This window comes from Kribbella sp. NBC_00359 (genome assembly GCF_036097425.1).
In the GTDB taxonomy this organism is placed as follows: Bacteria; Actinomycetota; Actinomycetes; order Propionibacteriales; family Kribbellaceae; genus Kribbella.
The window spans coordinates 6,618,385-6,639,461 of record NZ_CP107975.1; the positions used below are offsets into that span (position 1 = coordinate 6,618,385).

Annotated in this window: 16 protein-coding genes; 8 read left to right on the top strand and 8 right to left on the bottom strand. The window is 67.6% G+C overall.

Features of this window, described 5'->3' with window-relative positions; genetic code table 11:
• Positions 1 to 22: 22 nt before the first annotated feature.
• Positions 23 to 844: an enoyl-CoA hydratase/isomerase family protein gene (locus OG876_RS32265; protein ID WP_328520454.1), complete on the top strand. Its 822-nt coding sequence runs from the start codon at positions 23 to 25 to the stop codon at positions 842 to 844.
• Between the two features lie 419 nt (positions 845 to 1,263).
• Positions 1,264 to 1,932 carry a universal stress protein gene (locus OG876_RS32270; protein WP_328520455.1) on the top strand — a complete coding sequence of 223 codons (669 nt, stop codon included), beginning with the start codon at positions 1,264 to 1,266 and terminating at the stop codon, positions 1,930 to 1,932.
• Positions 1,933 to 1,992: 60 nt separating this feature from the next.
• Here OG876_RS32270 and OG876_RS32275 read toward each other — a convergent pair whose 3' ends face one another.
• Positions 1,993 to 2,892, bottom strand: a complete 900-nt coding sequence (locus tag OG876_RS32275; protein WP_328520456.1) for an MBL fold metallo-hydrolase — start codon at positions 2,890 to 2,892, stop codon at positions 1,993 to 1,995.
• A gap of 202 nt (positions 2,893 to 3,094) precedes the next feature.
• On the opposite strand from OG876_RS32275, the gene OG876_RS32280 reads away from it, so the two are divergent.
• A complete protein-coding gene (locus tag OG876_RS32280; RefSeq protein WP_328520457.1) occupies positions 3,095 to 3,628 on the top strand; it encodes a DUF1440 domain-containing protein in 534 nt (177 codons plus the stop codon).
• Positions 3,629 to 3,701: 73 nt separating this feature from the next.
• Here the strand turns inward: OG876_RS32280 and OG876_RS32285 are convergent, their stop codons facing one another.
• From OG876_RS32285 to OG876_RS32300, 4 genes are all read right to left on the bottom strand, one after another.
• Complete coding sequence (locus OG876_RS32285) at positions 3,702 to 6,530, bottom strand: family 20 glycosylhydrolase (protein WP_328526985.1); 2,829 nt, start codon at positions 6,528 to 6,530, stop codon at positions 3,702 to 3,704.
• A gap of 290 nt (positions 6,531 to 6,820) precedes the next feature.
• The gene (locus tag OG876_RS32290) at positions 6,821 to 8,590 is read right to left on the bottom strand and encodes an ABC transporter ATP-binding protein (protein ID WP_328526986.1); all 1,770 of its coding nucleotides are present in this window, start codon (positions 8,588 to 8,590) and stop codon (positions 6,821 to 6,823) included.
• Entirely contained in the window at positions 8,568 to 10,130 is a 1,563-nt protein-coding gene (locus OG876_RS32295) for an ABC transporter ATP-binding protein (RefSeq protein ID WP_328520458.1), read from the bottom strand. Before OG876_RS32295 ends, OG876_RS32290 begins: the two co-directional genes overlap by 23 nt.
• Before the next feature lie 258 nt (positions 10,131 to 10,388).
• Entirely contained in the window at positions 10,389 to 11,228 is an 840-nt protein-coding gene (locus OG876_RS32300) for an alpha/beta hydrolase (protein WP_328520459.1), read from the bottom strand.
• 222 nt (positions 11,229 to 11,450) lie between these two features.
• On the opposite strand from OG876_RS32300, the gene ligD reads away from it, so the two are divergent.
• On the top strand, positions 11,451 to 12,422 hold the full coding sequence (ligD, locus tag OG876_RS32305) for a non-homologous end-joining DNA ligase (protein ID WP_328520460.1): 972 nt from the start codon (positions 11,451 to 11,453) through the stop codon (positions 12,420 to 12,422).
• Positions 12,423 to 12,432: 10 nt separating this feature from the next.
• Here the strand turns inward: ligD and OG876_RS32310 are convergent, their stop codons facing one another.
• Entirely contained in the window at positions 12,433 to 13,821 is a 1,389-nt protein-coding gene (locus OG876_RS32310; RefSeq protein WP_328520461.1) for an SIR2 family protein, read from the bottom strand.
• 220 nt (positions 13,822 to 14,041) lie between these two features.
• On the opposite strand from OG876_RS32310, the gene OG876_RS32315 reads away from it, so the two are divergent.
• Both OG876_RS32315 and OG876_RS32320 read left to right on the top strand, forming a co-directional pair.
• On the top strand, positions 14,042 to 16,792 hold the full coding sequence (locus tag OG876_RS32315) for an ATP-binding protein (RefSeq protein WP_328520462.1): 2,751 nt from the start codon (positions 14,042 to 14,044) through the stop codon (positions 16,790 to 16,792).
• Between the two features lie 213 nt (positions 16,793 to 17,005).
• Entirely contained in the window at positions 17,006 to 17,587 is a 582-nt protein-coding gene (locus OG876_RS32320) for an SDR family oxidoreductase (RefSeq protein ID WP_328520463.1), read from the top strand.
• A 3-nt stretch (positions 17,588 to 17,590) separates the two neighbouring features.
• Here OG876_RS32320 and OG876_RS32325 read toward each other — a convergent pair whose 3' ends face one another.
• Positions 17,591 to 18,088: a winged helix-turn-helix transcriptional regulator gene (locus tag OG876_RS32325; protein ID WP_328520464.1), complete on the bottom strand. Its 498-nt coding sequence runs from the start codon at positions 18,086 to 18,088 to the stop codon at positions 17,591 to 17,593.
• Here OG876_RS32325 and OG876_RS32330 point away from each other — a divergent pair.
• Together OG876_RS32330 and OG876_RS32335 are read left to right on the top strand one after the other, a co-directional pair.
• Positions 18,087 to 19,385: an MFS transporter gene (locus OG876_RS32330; protein ID WP_328520465.1), complete on the top strand. Its 1,299-nt coding sequence runs from the start codon at positions 18,087 to 18,089 to the stop codon at positions 19,383 to 19,385. The two genes, OG876_RS32325 and OG876_RS32330, sit on opposite strands and share 2 nt — an antisense overlap.
• Before the next feature lie 40 nt (positions 19,386 to 19,425).
• On the top strand, positions 19,426 to 19,902 hold the full coding sequence (locus OG876_RS32335; RefSeq protein WP_328520466.1) for an RrF2 family transcriptional regulator: 477 nt from the start codon (positions 19,426 to 19,428) through the stop codon (positions 19,900 to 19,902).
• 45 nt (positions 19,903 to 19,947) lie between these two features.
• Here OG876_RS32335 and OG876_RS32340 read toward each other — a convergent pair whose 3' ends face one another.
• Positions 19,948 to 21,012: a LacI family DNA-binding transcriptional regulator gene (locus OG876_RS32340; protein WP_328520467.1), complete on the bottom strand. Its 1,065-nt coding sequence runs from the start codon at positions 21,010 to 21,012 to the stop codon at positions 19,948 to 19,950.
• Positions 21,013 to 21,077: the final 65 nt, after the last annotated feature.

The window sequence follows — 21,077 nt, forward strand, 5'->3', positions numbered from 1 at the left end:
TCGAGAAGAAGGGTCGAAGCCGATGGACTACGAGACGCTCACCGTGCGGCAGGAGGGTGCCGTTCTGTTCGCAGCGATCAACAGCCCGCCGATGAATCTTCTCGGGCCCGAGCTGGTCCGCGACCTGGTGTCGTTGATTCAGCGGGCCGAGGCCGACGGCTCCATCCAGGTGCTCGTGTTCAAGAGCGAGGACCCCGACTACTTCATCCCGCACGTGGACGTCACCCGGATCGCGGAGTACCGGGCCGAGGCAGCGAAGCTGGTGGGCGAGCCGTCGATTGCGCTGCTCTTCCGCTATCTGAGCGCGAGCCGTCTGGTGACGATCGCGCAGATCGAGGGACGGGTACGGGGGGCCGGCAGCGAGTTCGTCCTGGCGTGTGACATGCGGTTCGCCGCCCGCGAGTCGGCGATCTTCGGTCAGTTCGAGCCCGCGTTCGGTCAGGTGCCCGGCGGGGGAGCGACCCAGCATCTGGTGCGCCTGATGGGTCGCGGCCGGGCGCTCGAGGTCATGTTGAGCGCGCGGGACTACGACGCCGAGCTCGCCGAACGCTACGGCTGGATCAACCGTGCCCTCCCCGCGGACGAACTCGACGGCTTCGTGCGCGATCTCGCTCACCGCATCGCCGGCTTCCCGGCCTCGGGCCGGACCGCAGTCAAGGACCGCGTCAACGCGATCGCCCTCGCCCCGGCCGACGACTTCCGCCAGGACTCCGACCTCTTCGGCGAGAGCGTACGCACCCCCGAAGCCCAGGCCCGAATCCGAGCAGCCCTGTCCAACGGCTTCCAAACCCGCCCCGCAGAACTAGACCTCCCGCAACTGCTGGAGGACCTACCCGTCTCCTGACGATCGGGCGTTCACCAGGGTGTCGCCGAGGTCACCAGCCGACTGCCTGGTCGCGAACCGCGCCAGTGACCGCTGAGCAGGTGCCGGCGGTGACGGAGCCTGTTCCTTGTGGAGTGGATGGGCTGCCCGAGGCGACGGCGGGGTGGGTGGGGTGTAGTTCCCACCGTCACCCGCGGGCCGAAGCCCTGGTCCCCGTCAGACCCCCTGGTAGTGCGGAGCAGATGCCCGGGTTGCCGACTGATCGCGCTCCCCGGGTTGTGCCCGGGGGTGTGACGGGTGCGATCGCGGTCCGCGGGCAGTGATAGTGGGTGGAGCCTCGGAGCAGGGAGCCGCTGATGACTCGATCTCGGCAGTGTTGGCTCGGTGCGATCGGGAGCCTTGACGGGCTTTGGCACCGACGGACCGCAGCGCAGGAAGGCGTGATCGCTGTCTTGGTGGATGGCGGTTCGGTCGGCCTGCGGGCAGTGGATTGGGCCGCGCTGGAGGCATCCGCCCGCGGGGTCCCGTTGCGTGTCGTCCATGCCATCGGGCATTCGCTCGACGCGTCGGCGGTGGACGGGGCCTCGACTGTGGTCGACGCTGCCTGCGCCCGGGCGCGGGCCGTCGCCGCCGATCTCCGGGTGATCACTGACGTGCAGGCGGGTACGTCGCCGCTCCTGTGCGGCCTCGAGGAGCTGATCGTCGTCGGCCGGCGCGGTCTGGTCCGGACGGGTGCCGACGGGCCGTCCGCCGGCCGTGTGGTGGTCGGTGTCGACGATCGACTCACGTCACCAGCAGCCCTGGGGTTCGCCTACCGGGCCGCGCGCCACCGTGGCTTGGGTCTCACGGTGCTGCAGTCGGTCTCGCGTGGCGACGATGTCCTGAGGTTGCTGGCGAGCGCGTTCCCGGACGTCGACGTACGACGTAGTTGCGTGCCGATGCCAACGGGCAGGGCGCTGGTGGACGAGGCCGCCGGAGCGGAGCTCGTGGTGGTCGGTACGCGCGGCCGCCGGCGAGCGCATCACGCCGTCTGTTGCTCGTTCACGAACAAGCTCCTTCGCTCGGCCCGCGGTCCGATGGCGATCGTCCCGACGCTGCGAGCGGACTGACGCCATCGAGACCCGCAAGCCTCGTTCGACGACGGAGCGGTGGCGCGTTCAGATATCCCTTCACAGCCAGGCGGAGGCGACGATCTGAGCTCTGTTGGCGGCCGGGTGTTCGCGGACGCCGTACTGCGCCCCGGCGCCCGCCCAGAGAATCAGCTGCCCTGCGTAGTCGGGATGGAGCTCGATCATGTGATTGAAGTAGCCGAGGGCAGTGGTCTCGGTCTTCAGGGCGGCTTCGGCTTCGTCGAGATACCGCCGGGTGGCGGCGATCTGGCGGCCGGCGTCGTCGTCACCGAGCCGGTTCAGGTGTCCGGAAACGATCGTTCGCGGGGCGAGTGCCTCGACGTTGTCGATCGCGGCCCGCCACGGTGCGAGACCGTCGGGTCCCAGGGCATCGCCGACGTACTGGTGGGCCCCGTTGTAGATCACGTCGCCGGCGACGACCAGCCCGAGGTCCGGCACGTGCAGGACACTGGAGTCGTCGGAGTCACCGTGGCCGACGTCGACGATCCGGAGTTCGTGGCCCTCCAGTGCGAAGCGATTGTCCGGCACCGTCACCGCGGTGACCGCTGACGGCGGAATGTCGTCGTACATCTTGTCCCACAGGAACGGCCGGGCCGCGACGCTGGCATGCATCTGCCGGATCACGCCCGCGGACGCGACGATGCGAGCGCCGAACCGGTCGGCGAGGAGCTGTGCCGCGAACCAGTGGTCCCCGTGGCCATGCGTGATGTAGATGTCGGTGAGCCTGCGTCGCTTGCCGGCCACCCAGTCGCCCAGGTCGCGCGCCGCGGAGGGGTTGAAGCCAGGGTCTGACAGGACGGCGTTCTCTTCTCCGAAGATCAGGGTGCTTGCGATCGGGGAGAAACTCCTCGGCTCACCGTTCGGAAGGGCACCGGGCTGCGCGGGCGCTTCACTGACGAACACCTCGTACGCGAGACCCTCTCTCGGCGTGCTGTTCATGGTCCTCTCCTCTAGTCGATGGACGTCTACGACGATGCCCTTCAACTGCGCTGCTCGCGCCTGGGCAAATCCCTGGTCCACTGATCCAGCCACGCTGCCGACGGTTCCGCAGACCAGGGAGTCACCCGGGCGCGACGCACGCCGCATCCGGGCAATCCTTAGGTTCGAAGGAAACTCGCAGAATGTTCGAAGGAGCAGGATGATGAAGCGCGATCGACTCACCCCGCTGGGAGCCATCACTCGCGGGCTGGTCGCGGGCACGATCGGAACCGTCGCCATGGACGCGCTGTTGTACGCGGAGTATCGAAGCGGCGGCGGCAAGAGCGAGGTCGGCCGCTGGGAGTTCTCGGCCGACATCAAGACCTGGGAGCAGGCACCGGCCCCAGCACAGGTCGGAAGACGGGTGTTCGAGGGCCTCTTCCAGCGTGAGCTGCCGGACAGCCGGGCCGCGCTGGTCAACAACATCATGCACTGGGGGTACGGGATCGCGAACGGTGCCGCGTACGGCGTTGTCGCCGGGTCAGTACCCAAGCCCCGGGCCTGGTACGGCGCGATCTTCGGCGCCGGTGTGTGGGGGACCAGCTACGTCGTACTCCCGGCGGCAAAGCTCTACCGCCCGATCTGGCAGTACAACTACAAGGTCCTGGCCAAGGACCTCAGCGCCCACCTGGTCTACGGCCTGACCACCGCGACCGCCTTCAAACTGACAACCTTCGTGCGAAGGCGGCGCCGCTGACCGCCGTCCGGCGATCGGAGCGGCCCTGCGCAGCTCGTGGGTGCGCAGGGCCGCCGTGTTCAGCTACCGGCTGTCAGAGTCCGGCGCACTGGCCCGACTTCGGGCCGGACGCGGTGTTGGGTTGGCCTGCGTTGGTCGGCGCGGGGGAGTTGCCCGTACAGGACAGCGGCCCGCTGATGTGGTTGCCCGAGACGATCGTCGAGCCGGTGTTGTTCTGCACGACGATCGAACCGGCAACCGTGGCACCGTCGATCGTCACCTGACCCACCGAGTTGCTGACCCTTACCGGACCCCTGACCGTCGTGGGCGCGCACTCTCCGTTGTGGTTGCCGAGCCAGACCCGGGTTGCACCGGTCACGCTCACCGGCCCCGACACGGTCGTCCCGCACAGCAGTACGTTGCCTGCTCCGGACGCCGTCACCGGCCCGCGGAATTCAGACCCGGATGCGTAGAGTCCGGCACCCGCCGCCACGGTTACAGGTCCCGAGAGAGTCGCGCCGTCGAAGCACGCGACGCCCGCGGACACGGTCAACGGACCATCGTGCGTTCCGGTGACCATCGTCGTACAGGAGGGGACGCCGGTGGCGACGAACGGCACGGCCCAGGTCTGGCCCTGACGGCTGTAGGTGACAGTCCCGTGATACACCCCGTCCACCGGGTAGGTGTGGCTCCCGCTGACGGTCATCAGGCTTCGGCCTTGACGTTGGCTCGCCACGTAGTCGCGTGCTGCGATACCGGCGGCCTCGGCCGGGGATCCGTCGCCCCAATCGATCATGGCGGTGAACTCACCCGGCGGAATCGAGCCGGCAGCGAGACGTCCCAGAGGTGCGTTGCTCACGGTCCTGTCCACGCCGAGGCGGGTGACCGTGCCCATCGCCTCCGAACTCCAGGTGACCTGGGCGATGGAGCCGAAGTTCACGTTGGCGAAGGCCCACCGAGGTCCGGCGACGCTGAGCCGTTGGCGATACGCGTCGTAGTCCTGGGTGAGCACCTTCGGAGACCAGGCCTTCTCCAGGATGCCGGCCAACCTTGGGAAGACCATGTACTCGTTCGTGGCCAGGCCACGCATCTGCTCGCCCCAGATGGGCGCCTCGATGCCGATGATGTCCGCCGCCTTCGGACCGCCGTACGCCGGTTGCGCCCAGACGGACCGGTACTTCTCGTACACCCACTCCGGGTCCCACGAGTAGGCCTTGTCGAGTTCTGTCCGCGGTGTCCGGCCGGGAGAGCCGTCGTACCCGAAGTCGAGGTAGGCGTTCCATTCCGGGGTCGTGATGACGCTGCGGCCCTGGTTGAACCACTCGGGCTTGATCAGCGGGGGGCCACCGCCGGTGTAGTCGGACCAGTAGTGGTTGATGGACGTCGAGCCCGGTGCGTATCCCTCCAGTGCCGGGTTCCAGCCCATCATTCGCTTGCCGGCGTTGTCGACGATGGTCTCCATCTGCCCGATCCACCACTTGTAATCCTCGTGCGGCATCCCGATGGCCTCGTCGCCGCCGATGTGGATGATCGGTGCGGGGGAGATCGCGGCGAGCTGTGCGATCGCGTCCCGCCAGAAGGCGAGCGCTCGCTCACTCGCCGGGTCGTTCGGGTTGGTGCAGAACCGGTCGGTCTGGGTCTGGCCCTGGCAGCCCACGACCGCGACGCCGCCGAGGGATCTGACCGCCGCCGTCGCGTGGGCCGGGCCCTCCAGCTCTGGGACGATCTCGATGAACCTGTCGGCGGCGTACTTGACCAGGCCCTTGAAGTCGTCTTGCGTGTAGAAGCCCGCGATACAGGCCGATCCGTTGCACCCGGTGCCGTCCAGAGCCGGGTAGCCCTTGATCTCCAGGCGCCAGGACTGGGAGTCGCTCAGGTGCAGGTGCAGCCGGTTCCCCTTCAACGCCGCCAGCTGGTCGATCATCGAGCGGATCTCGGCAACAGTCATGAAGTTGCGGGCGGGGTCGAGCTGAAGACCTCGATGCTCATAGCGCGGGTAGTCCAGGACTGTGATGGGCTGCGCAGTCCACGGCCCGACGCCGGTCGTGGGGGAGTTGATTGCCGCTGGCAACAGCTGTCGAAGGCTCTCGAAGCCGTTGAACAGGCCGTGTGCTTGCGGGGCGACGATCTTCACGCCGGCACTCGACACCGTGAGCGAGTAGCCCTCGGCCGCCTTGTTCTCCGGGATGCCGGACACCGATCCGAGGCTCAGTGAGATGTCAGACGCGGTAGCGGAACCTGTCACGACGGGGAGTACGAACCCGGTGGCCGGCCGCAGATAACCTGCGAGTACCTCGGCCGTGGCGGTGAGGGCATCACTGGAGACGATGATCCGGGATGTGTTCGTGAGCTCCCATGGCTGACCCGTGCCGGGCTGCTGCTTCACCGGCACGGGGATGATCTGTCCCACGGTCGGCGGCGGCTTGGGTCCGGACCAGATCTCGAACTCATTGATCGTGTAGCCGATGGTGGACGTGGTGGCCACGGCTTGCATCCGGACACACGAGATCGGGTCCTTGCGATCGATCACCTGGGAATCCTTGTCGCTCGGATTCACCACGTGGGTGACCGTCGACCAGGTCTGGCAGTCGGCGTCCGTGGAGACCTGCAGGTCGTATTCCGTCGGCTTGGCCGGAGAAGTCCAGCGGCTGAACACCTCGTAGACCGGGGCGGGCGTGGCCAGCTTGACCTGGAACCAGTCCTGGGTCGGATCGTAGCCGTTGCCGACCGACGCGTAGTTCGAGCTCCATCCGTTGTGCACGAACACGTCGACCGCGTTCGCGGGCGCGTACGTCGCCGCGGGCGGAGTCATGCGTTGGGACTTGGCGGAGGCGACCGCACCCGGCAGGAGGGCGAGGTTGACGCTCTCGGAGGCTGAGGGATCGGCGGACGTTGCTGGTGTGCCGGCGGACGCCTGTCCCACTGTCAAGGGGACAAGAGTTGCGGCCACAAGCGCACCGATCATAAGAGCGGGGACAGCGCGAGGCCGGGACCGACGGACTGCAGCCGGTCTCCCCTCGGGTTTCGACGACAAGAACGAGATTCTCACGTCACTCCTTACCGGTGCTGGGCGGTGTCACGCGGACGTAGAGAGGACGACCGTACCGGCGATTTTCCCGCCCCACTCGCCAGACGTGCAACAACACCAGCGCGCCGCCCCTGACCGGTCATCGAACCTCTGGCGGGCAGGCAGGTTACCCCATCTGCCAGCGACTAACCTTCGGGTGATCCTGCATGCCAGGACTGCCAGAGTTTGCCGTAGACGCGGCCTGCGCTGACAAGTTCGTCGTGGGTGCCGAGCTCGACGAGTTCACCGGCTTCCATGACCGCGATTCTGTCGGCGTCGTGCGCGGTCTGCAGGCGATGGGCGATCGCGATCACGGTGCGACCGCGGAGGACGGCGGCTAGTGATTGTTCTGTTCGCCGGGCTGTTTTTGGGTCGAGTTGTGCGGTGGCTTCGTCCAAGATCAGTGTGTGGGGATCGGCGAGGACAACTCGTGCCAGCGAGAGCTGTTGGGCACTGGCGCCGTCGAGGTTGGTGTCGTGGCCGAGCTCGGTGTCCAGGCCGTGGGGTAGGTCAGCGAACCACGCGGCTCCGACGGCGTCCAATGCGGCGTACAGCTCCTGGTCCGTGGCGTTCGGTCGTGCGACGCGCAAGTTGTCGCGCACGGTGTCGTGGAAGACGTGATGATCTTGGGTGATGAGTACGACGTGCTCGCGCAGGTGGTCGGGCGACAGGTCGGCAACTGGTGTCCCGCCGATCGTCACAGACCCGGTGCGAGGGCGGTCGAGGCCGGCGAGGAGACGTGCGAGGGTTGATTTGCCTGCTCCGGAGGTGCCGACGATCGCCAGCCGTTCTCCGGGCTGCACGAAGAGATCGATTCCGTGCAGTACGTCGCGAGCACCCGTGTAGCTGTAATACGCGTTGTTCACTTGGATGCGGTCACCGTCGAGGGCGTCGACGCCTTGGCCGTTCGCGGTCAGCTGGATGTCAGCCAGCCCTTCGACGCGGGCGTAGGAGGCTCCGGCTCCTTGCAGCTGCTCGATCCAGAGCATCAGCGTGTCGAGTGGGCCGACGAGTTGGCGTAGGTAGACCGTCGCCGTCACCACAGTTCCCAAGCTGACCAGACCATTGGCGTAGAGGCCACCACCGATGACCAGGACGCCGACCACCGGTAGTGCTAGCGCAATCTCCGACCACGGAAACAGCACCGTTCGCAGCCACAATGCACCTAGGCGTGCTGACCGGGCTTGAGTGATAGCGGCTTCCGTGACCTGTGTCCGGCGGTGTTCCAACCCGAGGAGTTCGATCGTACGGGCGCCTTTGGCCGTGCTGGCGACGACGTCGGCCAGCTCTGCCCCAGATGCGGCAACTGCCAAGTAGGCCGGCCTGGCACGTCGCAGATACCAGCGCACGGCCGCTCCAACGCCGATCAAACACACGAGCCCGCAAAGCCCGAGCAACGGATCCACGACGAGCACCGCGACGACGAGGAACAGGGCGTGGACCACTGCCACGAGAACTTCGGGCACTGCCGACCGCAATGTCGTGGCCACCAGCGAGGCATCGGTGCTGCCGCGGGCGATCAGATCGCCAGTGGGAAGATGGTCCGCCACTCGTGGGGGCAGCGCCAAGGTCCGTAGCAAGAATCGCTCGCGAACGCGTGCGGCGGTGCGTTCGCCGAACCGATAGCCGATCTTGAGCGCCCACCACGTCAGCACCGTCTGCACGATCGTCAACACCAGCGCGCCGAAGGCAAGTCGGTCCACCGTGCTCAGCACATCATCGGAGCCGGCTTGGATCGTGTCGATGATTCGGCCGAGCAGCCACGGACCGGTCAGAGCTGCCGCGGAGGCGAGCCCATTGACAAGGATGATCCCAACCACGGCCCGGCGGTCTGCGCCCAAGTCTCCGATCGCCGCAGCCCGGACTTCGGCTGGGCCCGCGACCGGCATCTGCCTACTCATCGGCTTCGGTGTCATCTTGGGCGCGGGATACCAGGTCGCGATAGTACGGGTCGCTGCGCAGAAGTTCCGCGTGCCTTCCGACTGACGAAGCGTGGCCGTTGATGAGGACGACGACCTCATCAGCACGATCGAGCACGAGTGGCGACGCCGTCGTGACGACCGTGGTCGTGCCGCGCCGGGCTTCGCGGAGCCGGTCGATCATGGCCGCTTCGGTGTTGGCATCGACTGCGGAGGTCGGGTCGACGGCAAGCAGTACGTCGGGTGTGGAATAGACGGCGCGGGCGAGTTGGATGCGTTGCCGTTGCCCACCGGAAAGGTCACTCCCGCCGGCGGCGATCGCCGCATCCAGACCGCCGGGCAAGGCCTCCACCACATCCTCGGCGACCGCGGTGCGGATGGCCGCACGAATCCGGTCATCGTCAGGTTCGAGACGCCCCGCCACAACGTCGCGCACTGTGCCGGCGAACACCTCGGCATGGTTGTCAGCGACAACCAACCGATGCCGGAACTCCTCGCGGGCAACATCATGAATCCGCACACCGGCCCACGTCACACCTGCCTCGGAATCGGTGCTCAGGTGCCCGAGCCTCTCGATCACCGCGGTCGCCTCCGCCGGCCGGGCAGCTACCAACGCTGTGAAAGCGCCAGGACGAACGATCACGCCCGAGTCAGGATCGGCCAACGGGCCACAACCAGTCGGGATCATCGCAGGGTCGTCGTCGTTGTGGCGTACGACCGGCAGGTTGAGCAGATCGATGATTCGTTGACCGGCCACCCGCGCACGAGCGATATCGCCAGCGCCCTCGATGAAGGACGCGACCGGAATGACCAGCACGGCAACGTAGCCGTAGACGGCGACAAGATCACCGATGGTGATATCGCCGACCGCAGCCATCCTTGCCGACGACCACACCACCGCGGCCAGGAACAGCGCCGGTAGGCCGCCTGACAATGCGCCAACCCAACTCGAGGGTCCGGCGACCCGGTAGCCACGATCCACCAATCCCTGCGACTGCTGTTCGTACCGCTCGGCCACGAACGCCTTCCCACCGAGGCCATTGAGCACGCGAAGTCCGGCCACCACATCGACGAGACGCGTCGTCAACCGCCCCTGGTACGCTCGGTACTCGCCGCCGGTGTGTTCGATGCGCCGCAAGAACGGACCGACTGCGATAGCGAGCAGCGGAACGCCGCCGAGGACCAGGGCGGTCAGCAACGGTGAAATGGTGAACAGCACGACCGCAACGACGGCGTAGGCCAGCACCGCGCCAACGCCAGGCCCCGTGACAGTCAACGCCTGCGCAACAGTGTTCACGTCGGAGATGCCGACGGTCACCACCTCCCCGGCGCTCACGCGACGCGCCAGGGAGGCGCCCAAGCGGGACGTGTGCCACACCGTCGCCCGGACCGAGCGAAACGATGCGTCCATCCGGATCTTGGTCATCGTGCGATGCCGAGCGATCCCCAGCAGCGCGTTCAGCACACTGACCGCGAGCAGTACCAGCGCCCACCCGACGAGAGCGGCGGTATCGCCTGCGACAAGCCCGTCATCCACCGCACGAGACAGCACCCAAGGTGGCACCGCCAGACCGACCATCCAGCAGCTGCCCAACATCGCACCCGCCGCGACACGTCGTGACTGCGATCGGGTAAGCCACAACAGGAAGCGGAAGGGGCTGGTCAGATCAGCCGATGTCGGCGGGACCCAGGTCTCGGTTGTCCTGTCCAACCACCGGCGCATAGCAGCCATCCGCCACATCCGCCGCCGTGCACTGTCGCTGGCCATGCCGCAAATCCTCGCAGGAGTTGGCGGTCACCTCACCCGGGCTGAGCGGGCCGCGTTTTCGATGAGGGCGGAGAACCGAGGCGCCTGCCGGGTGATTCCGCCAACGTGGCTGGCGGTCGAGTATTCGACGACGGTGGCGCCGACGCGTGCTGCCATCCAGCGTTCCTGGGCCGGGTCGATCATGCGGTCCTGGCCGGACACGGCGTACCAGGCTGGAACGTTGTGCCAGCCGACCGGGCCGGAGGGTGTCGTGACGATGGGGAAGTTGAGCGGCCGCTGTGCGGCGTTCAACTCGGCTGCCTGCCGGTTGCTGAGGTCTTGAGCGAAGTACTGATGGAAATAGGCCGGGTCGATGTACGCCGGCGAGGCGAACGGCTCGCCGGTGAAGACCAGGTGCCCGAAGGCCTCGGACGGGGTGAAGTCGGCGCCGAGGCTGGCAATCGAGTCGCCTTCGTCAGGTACGAGCGCCGCCGCGTAGACGAAGGCGGAGACGTCCGTGCGGTCGTGGGAGGCGCCGGCGGTGACGATACCGCCGTACGAATGGGAGACGAGCACCTTCTTGCCCTGGATGCCGTCCAAGGCGGTGCGGACGATCGCGACATCCTCGGCGACGCTGTTCAGGCCGAGCTTGGGGGTCACGGTGCGGTAGCCGTCGTCCTTGAGTCGCCGGGTGACCTCGAGCCAACTGGTGCTGTCGGCCCAAGCGCCGTGCACGAGCACAATCGTTGGTTTGGCGGTGTGCGCCTCGGCGGGCACCGTCAGGGACACGGCGGCGGTCAGGACGGCCAGTACGGCGGCTCCGAGCGCAGCGATCCTGCGGCGGCGGCCTGGGGGAGTGGCGGTCTCCGATGTGGGCTGGGTGTGCATTTGGTCCTCCTAGTGGGGTGAGTCCGTTGCCGCCACTCTGGGCGGAAAGCACGGACCCGGGCGCCCGGGTAGTCCCGGGTCAATGCCCGGGTCGACCGCCCCTACGCGCTCAATGTCTCGGACGAGATGTTCTACGGGGGCGTATTTTCAGACGGTGAGCCTGACGCGCTGACGAAGCTCCGCGAGTGCCCGCAAGCGTGACTTCCGTTTGGAGGATGAGTGATGCCGACCGACGATCGCCGGCCGCAGCCGATGCCTACGTCGGCGAGCGCGATGCTGGCCACGCTGACAGACGAGCGGTTCTCCGATCCGGAGTGGTTGTTCGAGCGGAAGTGGGACGGCGTGCGATGCCTGGCGTTCCGTACGGCGTCAGGCGAGGTCCGACTGCGCACACGCAACGACAAGTCGCTGGAAGGCACCTACCCCGAGATCGCCGACGCGGTGGCGAGCGAGTGCGAGGTGGCTGCGGTATTGGACGGTGAGGTCGTGGCGTTCGTCGGCCGCCGCACCAGCTTCGAGCGCCTGCAGGGCCGCTTGGGGCTGACCGATCCTGTCGCCGCGAGGGCGACCGGCATCGCTGTCTTCTACTACGTTTTCGATGTACTGCATCTCGACGGGTACGACGTTCGGGGCTTGCCGTTGCGGGAGCGCAAGCGCCTGCTCCGCGACGCCGTCCATTTCGCCGATCCGCTGCGGTTCACGGCGCACCGCAACACCACGGGCGAGGAGGAGTTCCGCAAGGCGTGCGCGCGAGGTGACGAGGGCGTGATCGCCAAGCGGGCCGATTCGCCGTACGTCGCCGGCCGGTCGCACGACTGGCTGAAGTTCAAGTGCGTGCGTGACCAGGAACTGGTGATCGGCGGCTACACCGCACCGAAGGGCTCCCGGATCGACTTCGGCGCGCTGCTCGTCGGCTACTTCGACGGCGCCGATTTCGTCTACGCCGGGAAGGTCGGTACGGGTTTCAACGCCTCGGTGCTCAACGACCTCTACGCGCGAATGCAGAGCTTGGAGCGGGAACAGTCCCCGTTCACTCGTGGACGAGTTCGTGAGCGGGACGTGCACTGGGTCGAACCGCGGCTCGTGGCGCAGATCGGCTTCACCGAGTGGACCCGGGACGGCCTGCTCCGACATCCGCGGTACACCGGGTTGCGCGACGACAAGAACGCGCGAGACGTCGTGCGCGAAAGCTGATCAGCCCGATTTAGCCTCTGGGTCGGCACATGGCCTGGTCGATCGCGGTCATCGCGGCCATCACCGCGACGTCCGGATCGGGATCGGCCAGGTTGTGCCAGACCTGGGGATCACACGGGCGGCCGCCGAGATCCGGAGGTGTGCTCGAGCTGTCCCAGACGTCTCGCGCGGTGGCGCCGCTGGAGGCCAGCGGGATGACGCTGACGCCGCGTTCGAGCGCCCAGCGGACCTCTTCGCTGGTGCCACTTCCCCCGCAGATGACAAGCAGCGCGCGGCAGTCGTTGAGGACGCTGCCGACGAGTTCTTCCCGCCCCAGATCAGTGAAGATCGCGGTGCCGACGTGCGCGTCCATCAGTGGCGCTTGCTCTCCGAGATTCTTCCGGAAGTAGATGCGGAACCGGTCAGGTTTGTAGCGGCCGTTGGCCCGGAGGAGTTCGGCGAGCCGGCTCGTGACACCCCACCCCGCCGGTCCGCCGAGCGAGGCGAGTTGCCACGACGGAGGGCGTGCGGTGAGCGCGACCGCGAGCTTGTCGTACCACGGTTGCAGCAAAGCCTTGTCGCCGCTCCCGCTGACGAACAAGCGTTCCGGGCGGGTTCGAGTGGTGATGGCCCGCAGCATCGGGGTGAGTTCGCTGAAGTTGCTGATCTCGCAGACGTGCACACCGCTGTTCTCCAGGTCGCGGACCCGCAGTTCGTGGAGCTGGACCCCCTCGGGGTCGGCCGGTCGACGCAGCACGGTGAGGTGCCGGTCCGCGGCTGTGGTGCCGTACCGGCGAGCAAGTCGCAGCAGAACGTCGATGTTGGGGTCGGCGAAGCTGAAACCCAGGAAGAGCATGGTGCGGGTGAGGTACGACGCTCGCAGCAGGGCCCACATCCGCGGATGCGTGTCCTCGTACTGCTCGAAGTCGCTGCGCGTGATCACCGGTGGCGCGATCCAGGTCGGCGGATTGTCGAGGCTGAGGCCGCCGTGCATCTTGATGATCGTCCGGCGCCCGGTGCCGATGTCGAGGGCGTCGTTGTCCTGCGTGGCGACGCTGGCCTCGGGAGCTGCGGTTTCCAGCAGCGAATCGAAGTTGGTCGTCCAGATCTCGTCGATCGGCAGCTTCGCGATGAGGTGATGACTCGCCGCCGGTGTCCGGTACGCCGACAGTTCGTTGCGCAGGTGATTGTCCAACGCCGGGCGCCGGCCGGGACCGTTCTGCTCGTAGTACTCGGCGAGCAATGGCAGATCCGCGAACGCGCCCGCTACGCCGATCTCGGCGGCGAGCGGGCTCAGGAGGTCGCTCCAGGTCGGCAGTCCGGCCGCCGCGGACAGACCGGCGCCTACGAACAGCGAGGCGACGCCGGCATCGACGGCGCCGCCGAAGATCCCCACGAGTTCGTACCGGTCGATGGTCACCCGGACAGCGTGCCACGTCCGGCCCGCGCCGAGGATCTCAAAAGCGTCCGTGCGACCAGTTGCGATGTTGCTTCTGTGAGAAAATCAGGCCGAGGTTTCCCGCCTGATCCGGCGCGTGTCGACCGACGCGACGACGTGAGTCGTCGAGGCCGCTGAGGCACACATCGACCTCACCTGGAGGCTCGATGGGCACGACAACCAGTGGTTCCCGGATGTCGTCGTGACCTCACCCCAGCTGCCTACGGAGCTCCGCGGCAGGCAGAGCGAGTGCGCGACCCTTGACGCCCTCGTTGCCCGCGTGCGCGCCGGCGCGAGCCAGGTGCTGGTACTGCGCGGCGAGGCCGGCGTCGGCAAGACAGCGCTGCTGGACTACCTGGCGAGTGGACTGGGACCGAGTTGCCGGCTGGCACGAGCGGCGGGTGTCGAGTCCGAGGTGGAACTGCCCTTCTCCGGGTTGCACCAGTTGTGCGCACCGATGCTGGACCATCTCGATGGCCTGCCCGGGCCGCAGCGTGACGCGCTGGCCACTGCTTTCGGGATGCACGCCGGACCACCGCCGGACCGGTTCCTGGTCGGACTGGCAGTGCTGAGCCTGTTCGCGGACGTGGCGGAGGAGGAGCCCTTGGTGTGCGTGATCGATGACGCGCAGTGGTTCGACCCCATCTCGGCCCAGACACTCGCGTTCGTGGCACGTCGTCAGCTGGCCGATCCGATCGGGCTGGTCTTCGCGCTGCGAGGCGAGCGCGAGGACAAGGAACTGACCGGGCAACCGACGATGGTCGTTCGAGGACTGCGGGACGCCGACGCCCACGCGCTGCTCGACAGCGTCCTGCCCGGCGACGTCGACCCTCGCGTGCGCGAGACGATTGTGGCCGAGACCCGGGGCAACCCGTTGGCGCTGCTGGAACTGCCTCGCGGTCTGTCGAGAGCCGAACTCAGTTTCGGGTTCGGTCTGGCGGCCGCTGCGCCGTTGGACACTCAGCTGGAGCAGGGCTTCTCGCAACGCCTGGCAGCACTTCCGGAACCGACGCGCCTGTTCCTGCTGGCAGCTGCCCTCGAACCTGTCGGGGACCTGAATCTTCTGAGACGAGCCTTGCAGCGGCTCGACGTCGACTTCGCCGCCTCGGTGCCGGCGGTGCGGGCGGGCCTGATCGAGCTGAGCGCTCGAGTCCGGTTCCGGCACCCGTTGGTGCGATCCGCCGTTGCCCGGGCCGCGGAGGTGGCCGACCTGCGAGCCGTCCACCTCGCGCTGGCCGAGGAGACCGATCCGGAGCGCGATCCCGCCCGCCGGGCCTGGCACCGGGCGCACGCGGCAAGCGGGCCTGATGAGGAGGTCGCCGTCGCGCTGGAACGGTGCGCGGATCGGGCCCGGGCCCGGGGTGGTCTGGCGGCGCAGGCGGCATTTCTCGAACGTGCCATCGAACTGACCGACGACCCGGCCAGGCGACCTGCCCGGGTCCTCGCCGCCGCCAGAGCCCGGCACCAATCCGGCTCGTCGGATATGGCGCTGGCGCTGCTCGCGGGCATCGAGACCGCGCCGCTCGACGAACCGACGCACGCCGAGGCGGAGGTTCTCCGGGCGCAGATAGCGTTCTTCTCCAGCCGTGGCCGCGACGCCCCGCCTCTGCTGCTGTCAGCCGCCCGGCGGATGGAAACGTTGGACGAAGCTGCCGCGCGCGACGGCTACCTCGATGCGTTGGCGGCGGGGCTGCTGGTCGGACGCTTGGCCGACGACGTCGGCGCCCGCGAAGTCGCCGTGGCGGCCCGCGCGGCACCTCCATCGACCGCTCGGCCGACCGATCTCCTGCTGGACGGCCTGGCAGTCCTGATGACCGAGGGCTATGGGGAAGGCGTCCCACTATTGCAGCGCGCCTTGAACGCCTGGCGCACCGAGGAGGTGTCGACCCCCGATGCCGTTCGCTGGCTGTGGCTCGCCACCCACGCCGCCCACGACATCTGGGACGACGAGAGCTGGGAGGTGTTCTGCACACGACACCTCCGCCTCGCGCGCCAGGCCGGAGCCCTGGCGGTGCTGCCGATCGCACTCAACAGCCGGATGGGCCTGCACTTCCTCGCCGGCGAGTTCGCAGCAGCGGCCGCGCTGGTCAACGAGTTTGCAACGGTCAACGAGGTCATGGGCAATCACCTGCTGCCGTACGGCGCTCTGGCTCTCGCGGCGTGGCAGGGCCGGAAAGACATCGTCTCCGCGCTCACCCAAACCAGCCTCGCGGATGCAGCGGCGCGGGGTGAGGGCATGGGACTCACGATCGTCGATTACTCATCGGCTGTCCTGCACAACGGTCTGGGGCAGTACCAGGAAGCGATGAGAGCGGCCGAGCAAGGCGCTGGATATCCCGACGAGCTCGGGTTCTCCACCTGGTCGCTGGTGGAGCTCGTCGAGGCCGCTGCGCGAAGCGGCCACCCCGACCGTGCAGCGGATGCACTCGAGTCGCTGAGTCGGACGACGAGCGCCAGTGGCACCGACTGGGCACTGGGAATCGAAGCCCGGTCCCGCGCACAGGTGAGTCAGGGCGACACGGCCGAGGGCTACTACGCCGAGGCAGTGGAGCGACTCAGCCGGACTCGTCTGCGCGTCGAGCACGCTCGCGCCCTACTGCTGTACGGCGAATGGTTGCGGCGGGAGAACCGTCGTCGCGACGCCCGCAGCCACTTGAGGTCGGCGTACGAGATGCTGACTGACATGGGTGCCGAAGCCTTCGCCGAACGGGCCCGTCGCGAACTGGTGGCGACCGGGGAGACGCTCCGCAGGCGATCCGTCGAGGCTCGGGAAGCATTCACGGCGCAAGAGGCGCAGATCGCGCGACTGGCGGCGGAGGGTCGTACGAACCCCGAGATCGGCGCTGAGCTCTTCCTCAGCCCCCGCACGGTCGAGTGGCACCTCCACAAGGTCTTCGCCAAGCTCGGCATCGGCTCTCGCCGAGAACTCACCGGCACCCTCCTGAACGTCTGAAGTGCCCGTGACCCGGGGGTTGACCCGGGACTACGCGGGCGCCTGGGGTGCGCCGTTCAGCCCAGAGTGGGGTTCACCGAACACAACCGCACCTAGCTGGGGTCTTTGATTCCCAAGCAGCGGTAGCTGACTTGACTGCACGATAGTCAGCTTCTTATATTCAGACTATCAAACCTGGACATTAGACATCCAGAATCATGTTGAGGAGTGGCGATGAGGATCTTTCTGGCCGGCGCGTCCGGAGTGATCGGGCAACGGTTGATCCCCCGGTTGGTTCAGCAGGGGCACGTGGTCGGCGCCATGACGCGCTCGGCCGGCAAGACGGAGCTGCTGCGCAACCTTGGTGCGCAAGCGATTCTCTGTGACGTGTTCGACCGGGAGGCGCTGATCCAGGCCGTGGTCGACTTCCAGCCGGACGTCATCCTGAACGAGCTGACCGACCTACCGGACGACGTGACGAAGATCGGCGACCACGCGGACCTGAACGCCCGGATCCGGACCGAGGGCAACCAGAACCTGATCGAGGCCGCGCGGAAGAGCGGTTCGCCGAAGATCCTGGCCCAGAGCGTCGCCTGGCAGCTGCCTGACGGGCCTGATGCTCTGGCCGTCGCAGAGCTGGAGGCTTCAGTTCTCGCCGAGGGTGGGGTCGTGCTGAGCTACGGACAGTTCTACGGTCCCGGCACCTATCACGAGCAGGGACGGCCCGCGGAGCCCCGGGTCAACATCGACCGAGCCGCCGACCGGACGGTCGAGGCGCTGGGCGAGCCGTCCGGCGTCGTCGTCATCACCGACTGAGGATCAGGTGTCCTGGCGCTCGGCCCAATCTCCGTTGGCCACGATCGCGAGGTCGTCGAGGTCGAGGTTCCGCCCGGATTCGGTGCGCGGACCGATGACCACAGGTTCGCCGGTACCTCGTTCCACCAGGCGCAGCGGCCCGCCCTCTTCCGCCTGCAGGTACTTGTTGCCCCACTGCATGAGCGCGAAGACGGCGGGCAGTAGGTCTCGTCCACTATCGGTCAGGTGGTACTCGTCGCGGGTGCGCTTGCCTGCCTCCCGGTACGGCTGCTTGGTGAACAGTCCGAGATCGGTGAGTTCCTTGAGCCGCGCCGCCACGATCGCAGCGGTGACTCTCGTGCGCCGGGCGAAGTCGTCGAACCGGGTGGTGCCGTAGAGAGCCTCGCGCAGGATCAGCATCGACGACCGGGTGCCGATGACATCCATCGCCAGCGCGATCGAGCAGTTCTCCAGCCGCCACGTACTCCGATCGGCCAGAACGCCTTCGAACGTGATCGCCATGACTTCTCCACCTCACAACTTCAAGGAGCTTCTCTTGTCATCCTCCCAGGTCTCCACCAGGGCGCCCGCTACTCGGCGCCGCCCGCTCCTGCCCGCAGGAGTGGCTTTGGCGGGCGCGGCGGTCACGTTCACGAGCCTGTATCTCGCGGCGGGTGCGCTGACGCCGTTGCTCGTGGTCTACAAGGAGCGGTGGGACTTTCCCCCATCGCTTCTCACGGTGGCGTTCGCCGTCTACGCGATCGGCTTCCTCGCTGCCGTTCTGACGGTCGGGTCGCTGTCCGACCACATCGGCCGGCGCCCGGTGCTGATCGGCGCACTGATCGTTCAGGTCGCATCGAACCTGCTGTTCCTCGTTGCCACCGACATCGGCTGGGTGATCGCCGGCCGCATCGTGCAAGGAGTTGCCGGCGGCGCGGCGACGACCGCCTTCACCGCGGCGCTCGTCGAACTCGCGCCGGCCAGCCGGAAGAGACTGGGCATGATTCTCGGCAGCGTCGGCCTGACCGGGGGCCTCGGGTTCGGCTCGTTGCTGGCCGGCTTCGCGATCCAGTTCACGTCCGCGGCGAACACCATCATCTTCGTCGTCCTCACCATCGTCACGATCCTCGGCACCGTGATCGTTGCCGTGTCTCCCGAGAGCGTCACTCGCTCACCGGGCGCGCTCCGCTCGCTGATCCCGCGGATCGCCTTCCCACCTGCGACCCGGAGAGAGTTCGCCGCGGCGGCTCCCGTCGTGGCCGCGGTCTGGATGCTCGCAGGACTCTCGGGCGGGATCGCGCCGAACATGGTGCGCAGCGTCTTCCATCTGAACAGCGGCCTGCTCAACGGCGTGGCCGGGTTCATTGCGCCGGCCACCTCGGCGGTCGTCGGACTCGTGTTCGCCCGCGTCGACTCCCGGCGCGCGATGACCATCGGCATCTACGCGTCCATCATCGGGGCCGTAGGCATCATCAGTGGCGTGTACGCCGGAAGCCTGGCCATCATGATCCTCGGCCAGGCGATCGCCGGTGTCGGCTTCGGTGCGTCCTTCACCGCGGCCCTGCGCCTCATCTTCCCGCTCGCGGCGGAGCATCAGCGCGCGGGGGTCGTCGGTGGGATCTACCTCGTCTCGTACGTCGCGCTCGGACTGCCCATCGTCATCGAAGGTCAACTCACCGGCCCTCTCGGCGAGATCCCGGCAGTCTCCTGGTACACCGGATCGGCCATCCTCCTCGCCCTGATCAGCCTCATCGCCCAGCTCCGCCTCAAGCGCCGGAGCGAGAGCGGAGGCTTGCCCGCCGCGACGTCTGTTGCTTGACCACGACGATTCAAGATCTCTAATATCCAGAACTGTGAAGATGAGCGAGGGCGTCGAATGGGCGATGCACAGCTGCGTGAATCTCAGTTGGCTGCCCGATGAGGCCGTCACGGCCAAACGACTCGCCGCCTTCTACGACCTCCCCACGGCGTACCTCAACAAGCAGCTCCAGGCCCTCACTCGGGCTGGGATTCTTTCCTCGGTCTCCGGGCCGAAGGGTGGGTTCCAGCTCGCCCGCGACCCGCGCAAGATCACCCTGCTCGACATCGTGATCGCGATCGACGGTGCCGATGACGCATTCCGTTGTACGCAGATCCTGAAAGCCGGGCCAGGCGGCAACCCTCGCGCCAACTACCGCAACATCTGCGTGGTGTCCCAGACGATGCGTGCCGCGGAGCTCAACTACCGTCGCGAGTTGGCCGGCCAGACCATCGCCGATATCGCCGCCCGCGTCGAGGCGCAGGCACCACGAGTCCCCGACGACACCCGCACCCGTTTCGCGGAGCTCAGATCCTGAACCCGGTCCACCATCCAGCTGGCCCCGAGCCGAGGGTGCGGGTGGTCAGTGTTTGCGGCGGGTTCGGCGTGGGGGTGCTGAGCTGGCGCGGAGGACGAGGTGGGTCGGGAGGACGGTGTCGGTGTCCGGCTCGTGGTCCGACGGTGTCTCCAAGGCTTGCAGCAGTAGCTGGGCGGCGACCGCGCCCTGCTCGTGGGCGTCTTGTGCCACGGTCGTCAGGTCGAGGACCTGTGCCAGCTCGTGATCGTCGATGCCCACGACCGACATTCTTTCGGGCACCTGGAGGCCGGCCCGGCGTAGCGCCCACAATGCGCCCAGGGCTAGTTCGTCGTACTCCGCGAACACCGCGGTCGGCAGTACCGGTCCCGAGAGCAGTTGTGCCATCGCGGCCGCGCCGCCTTTGATCCCGTAGCGACCGGTGACAATGAGGTCCGGATCGACCGTGAGCCCGGCGGACCTCAGGGCCAGGTCGTAGCCCCGGCGACGTTGCTCGGAGGAGGCGAAGCCGAAGCCGGGGTCGTCCGGTACGCCGGCGATGAGGCCGATCTTCTCGTGTCCCTGGTGCAGGAGATGGGTGACCGCGGTTCGGGCCGCGGCGACCTCGTCGATGCGTACCGAGGGCGAGCCAGGCACGTGGGATCCCACACTGACGAGCGGGAGGTCGAGGGCGCGCAGCGCCAGTGTGTGCTCCTCGGTGAGTGGCATCGACAGCGAGAGGATGCCGTCGACCCGTCGGGCGAGTGGCATCCGCTCGAAGAACCGGTCGCGGTCGTTCGCGCTGCCGAGGTGGTAGAGGACGACGTCGTACCCGGACTCGCGCAGGACGTCCGTCACGCCGGCGACCACGGTGCTGAAGAACCAGCGAGTGATGAACGGGACCACCACCGCGATGGCACGGGTCCGCCCCGACGCCAGGCCGGACGCCTGGGGTGAGGCGACGTAGGAGAGCTCCCGCGCAGCGTCCAGCACGCGCCGGCGGGTCTGCGGAGCGACCTTGGACTGTCCGCGCAGGGATCGGGACACGGTGGCGGGGGATACGCCGGCCAGAGCGGCGACGTCGAGAATGCCGGGCCGGCCGGCTGTCGACTCCCGCCCCGGCTCAGTGTTCACGACTCACCCCCATTGGATTGGATCTTCTGATGAAAACGCTTTCATCAACTCTTTTCCCATCTTAC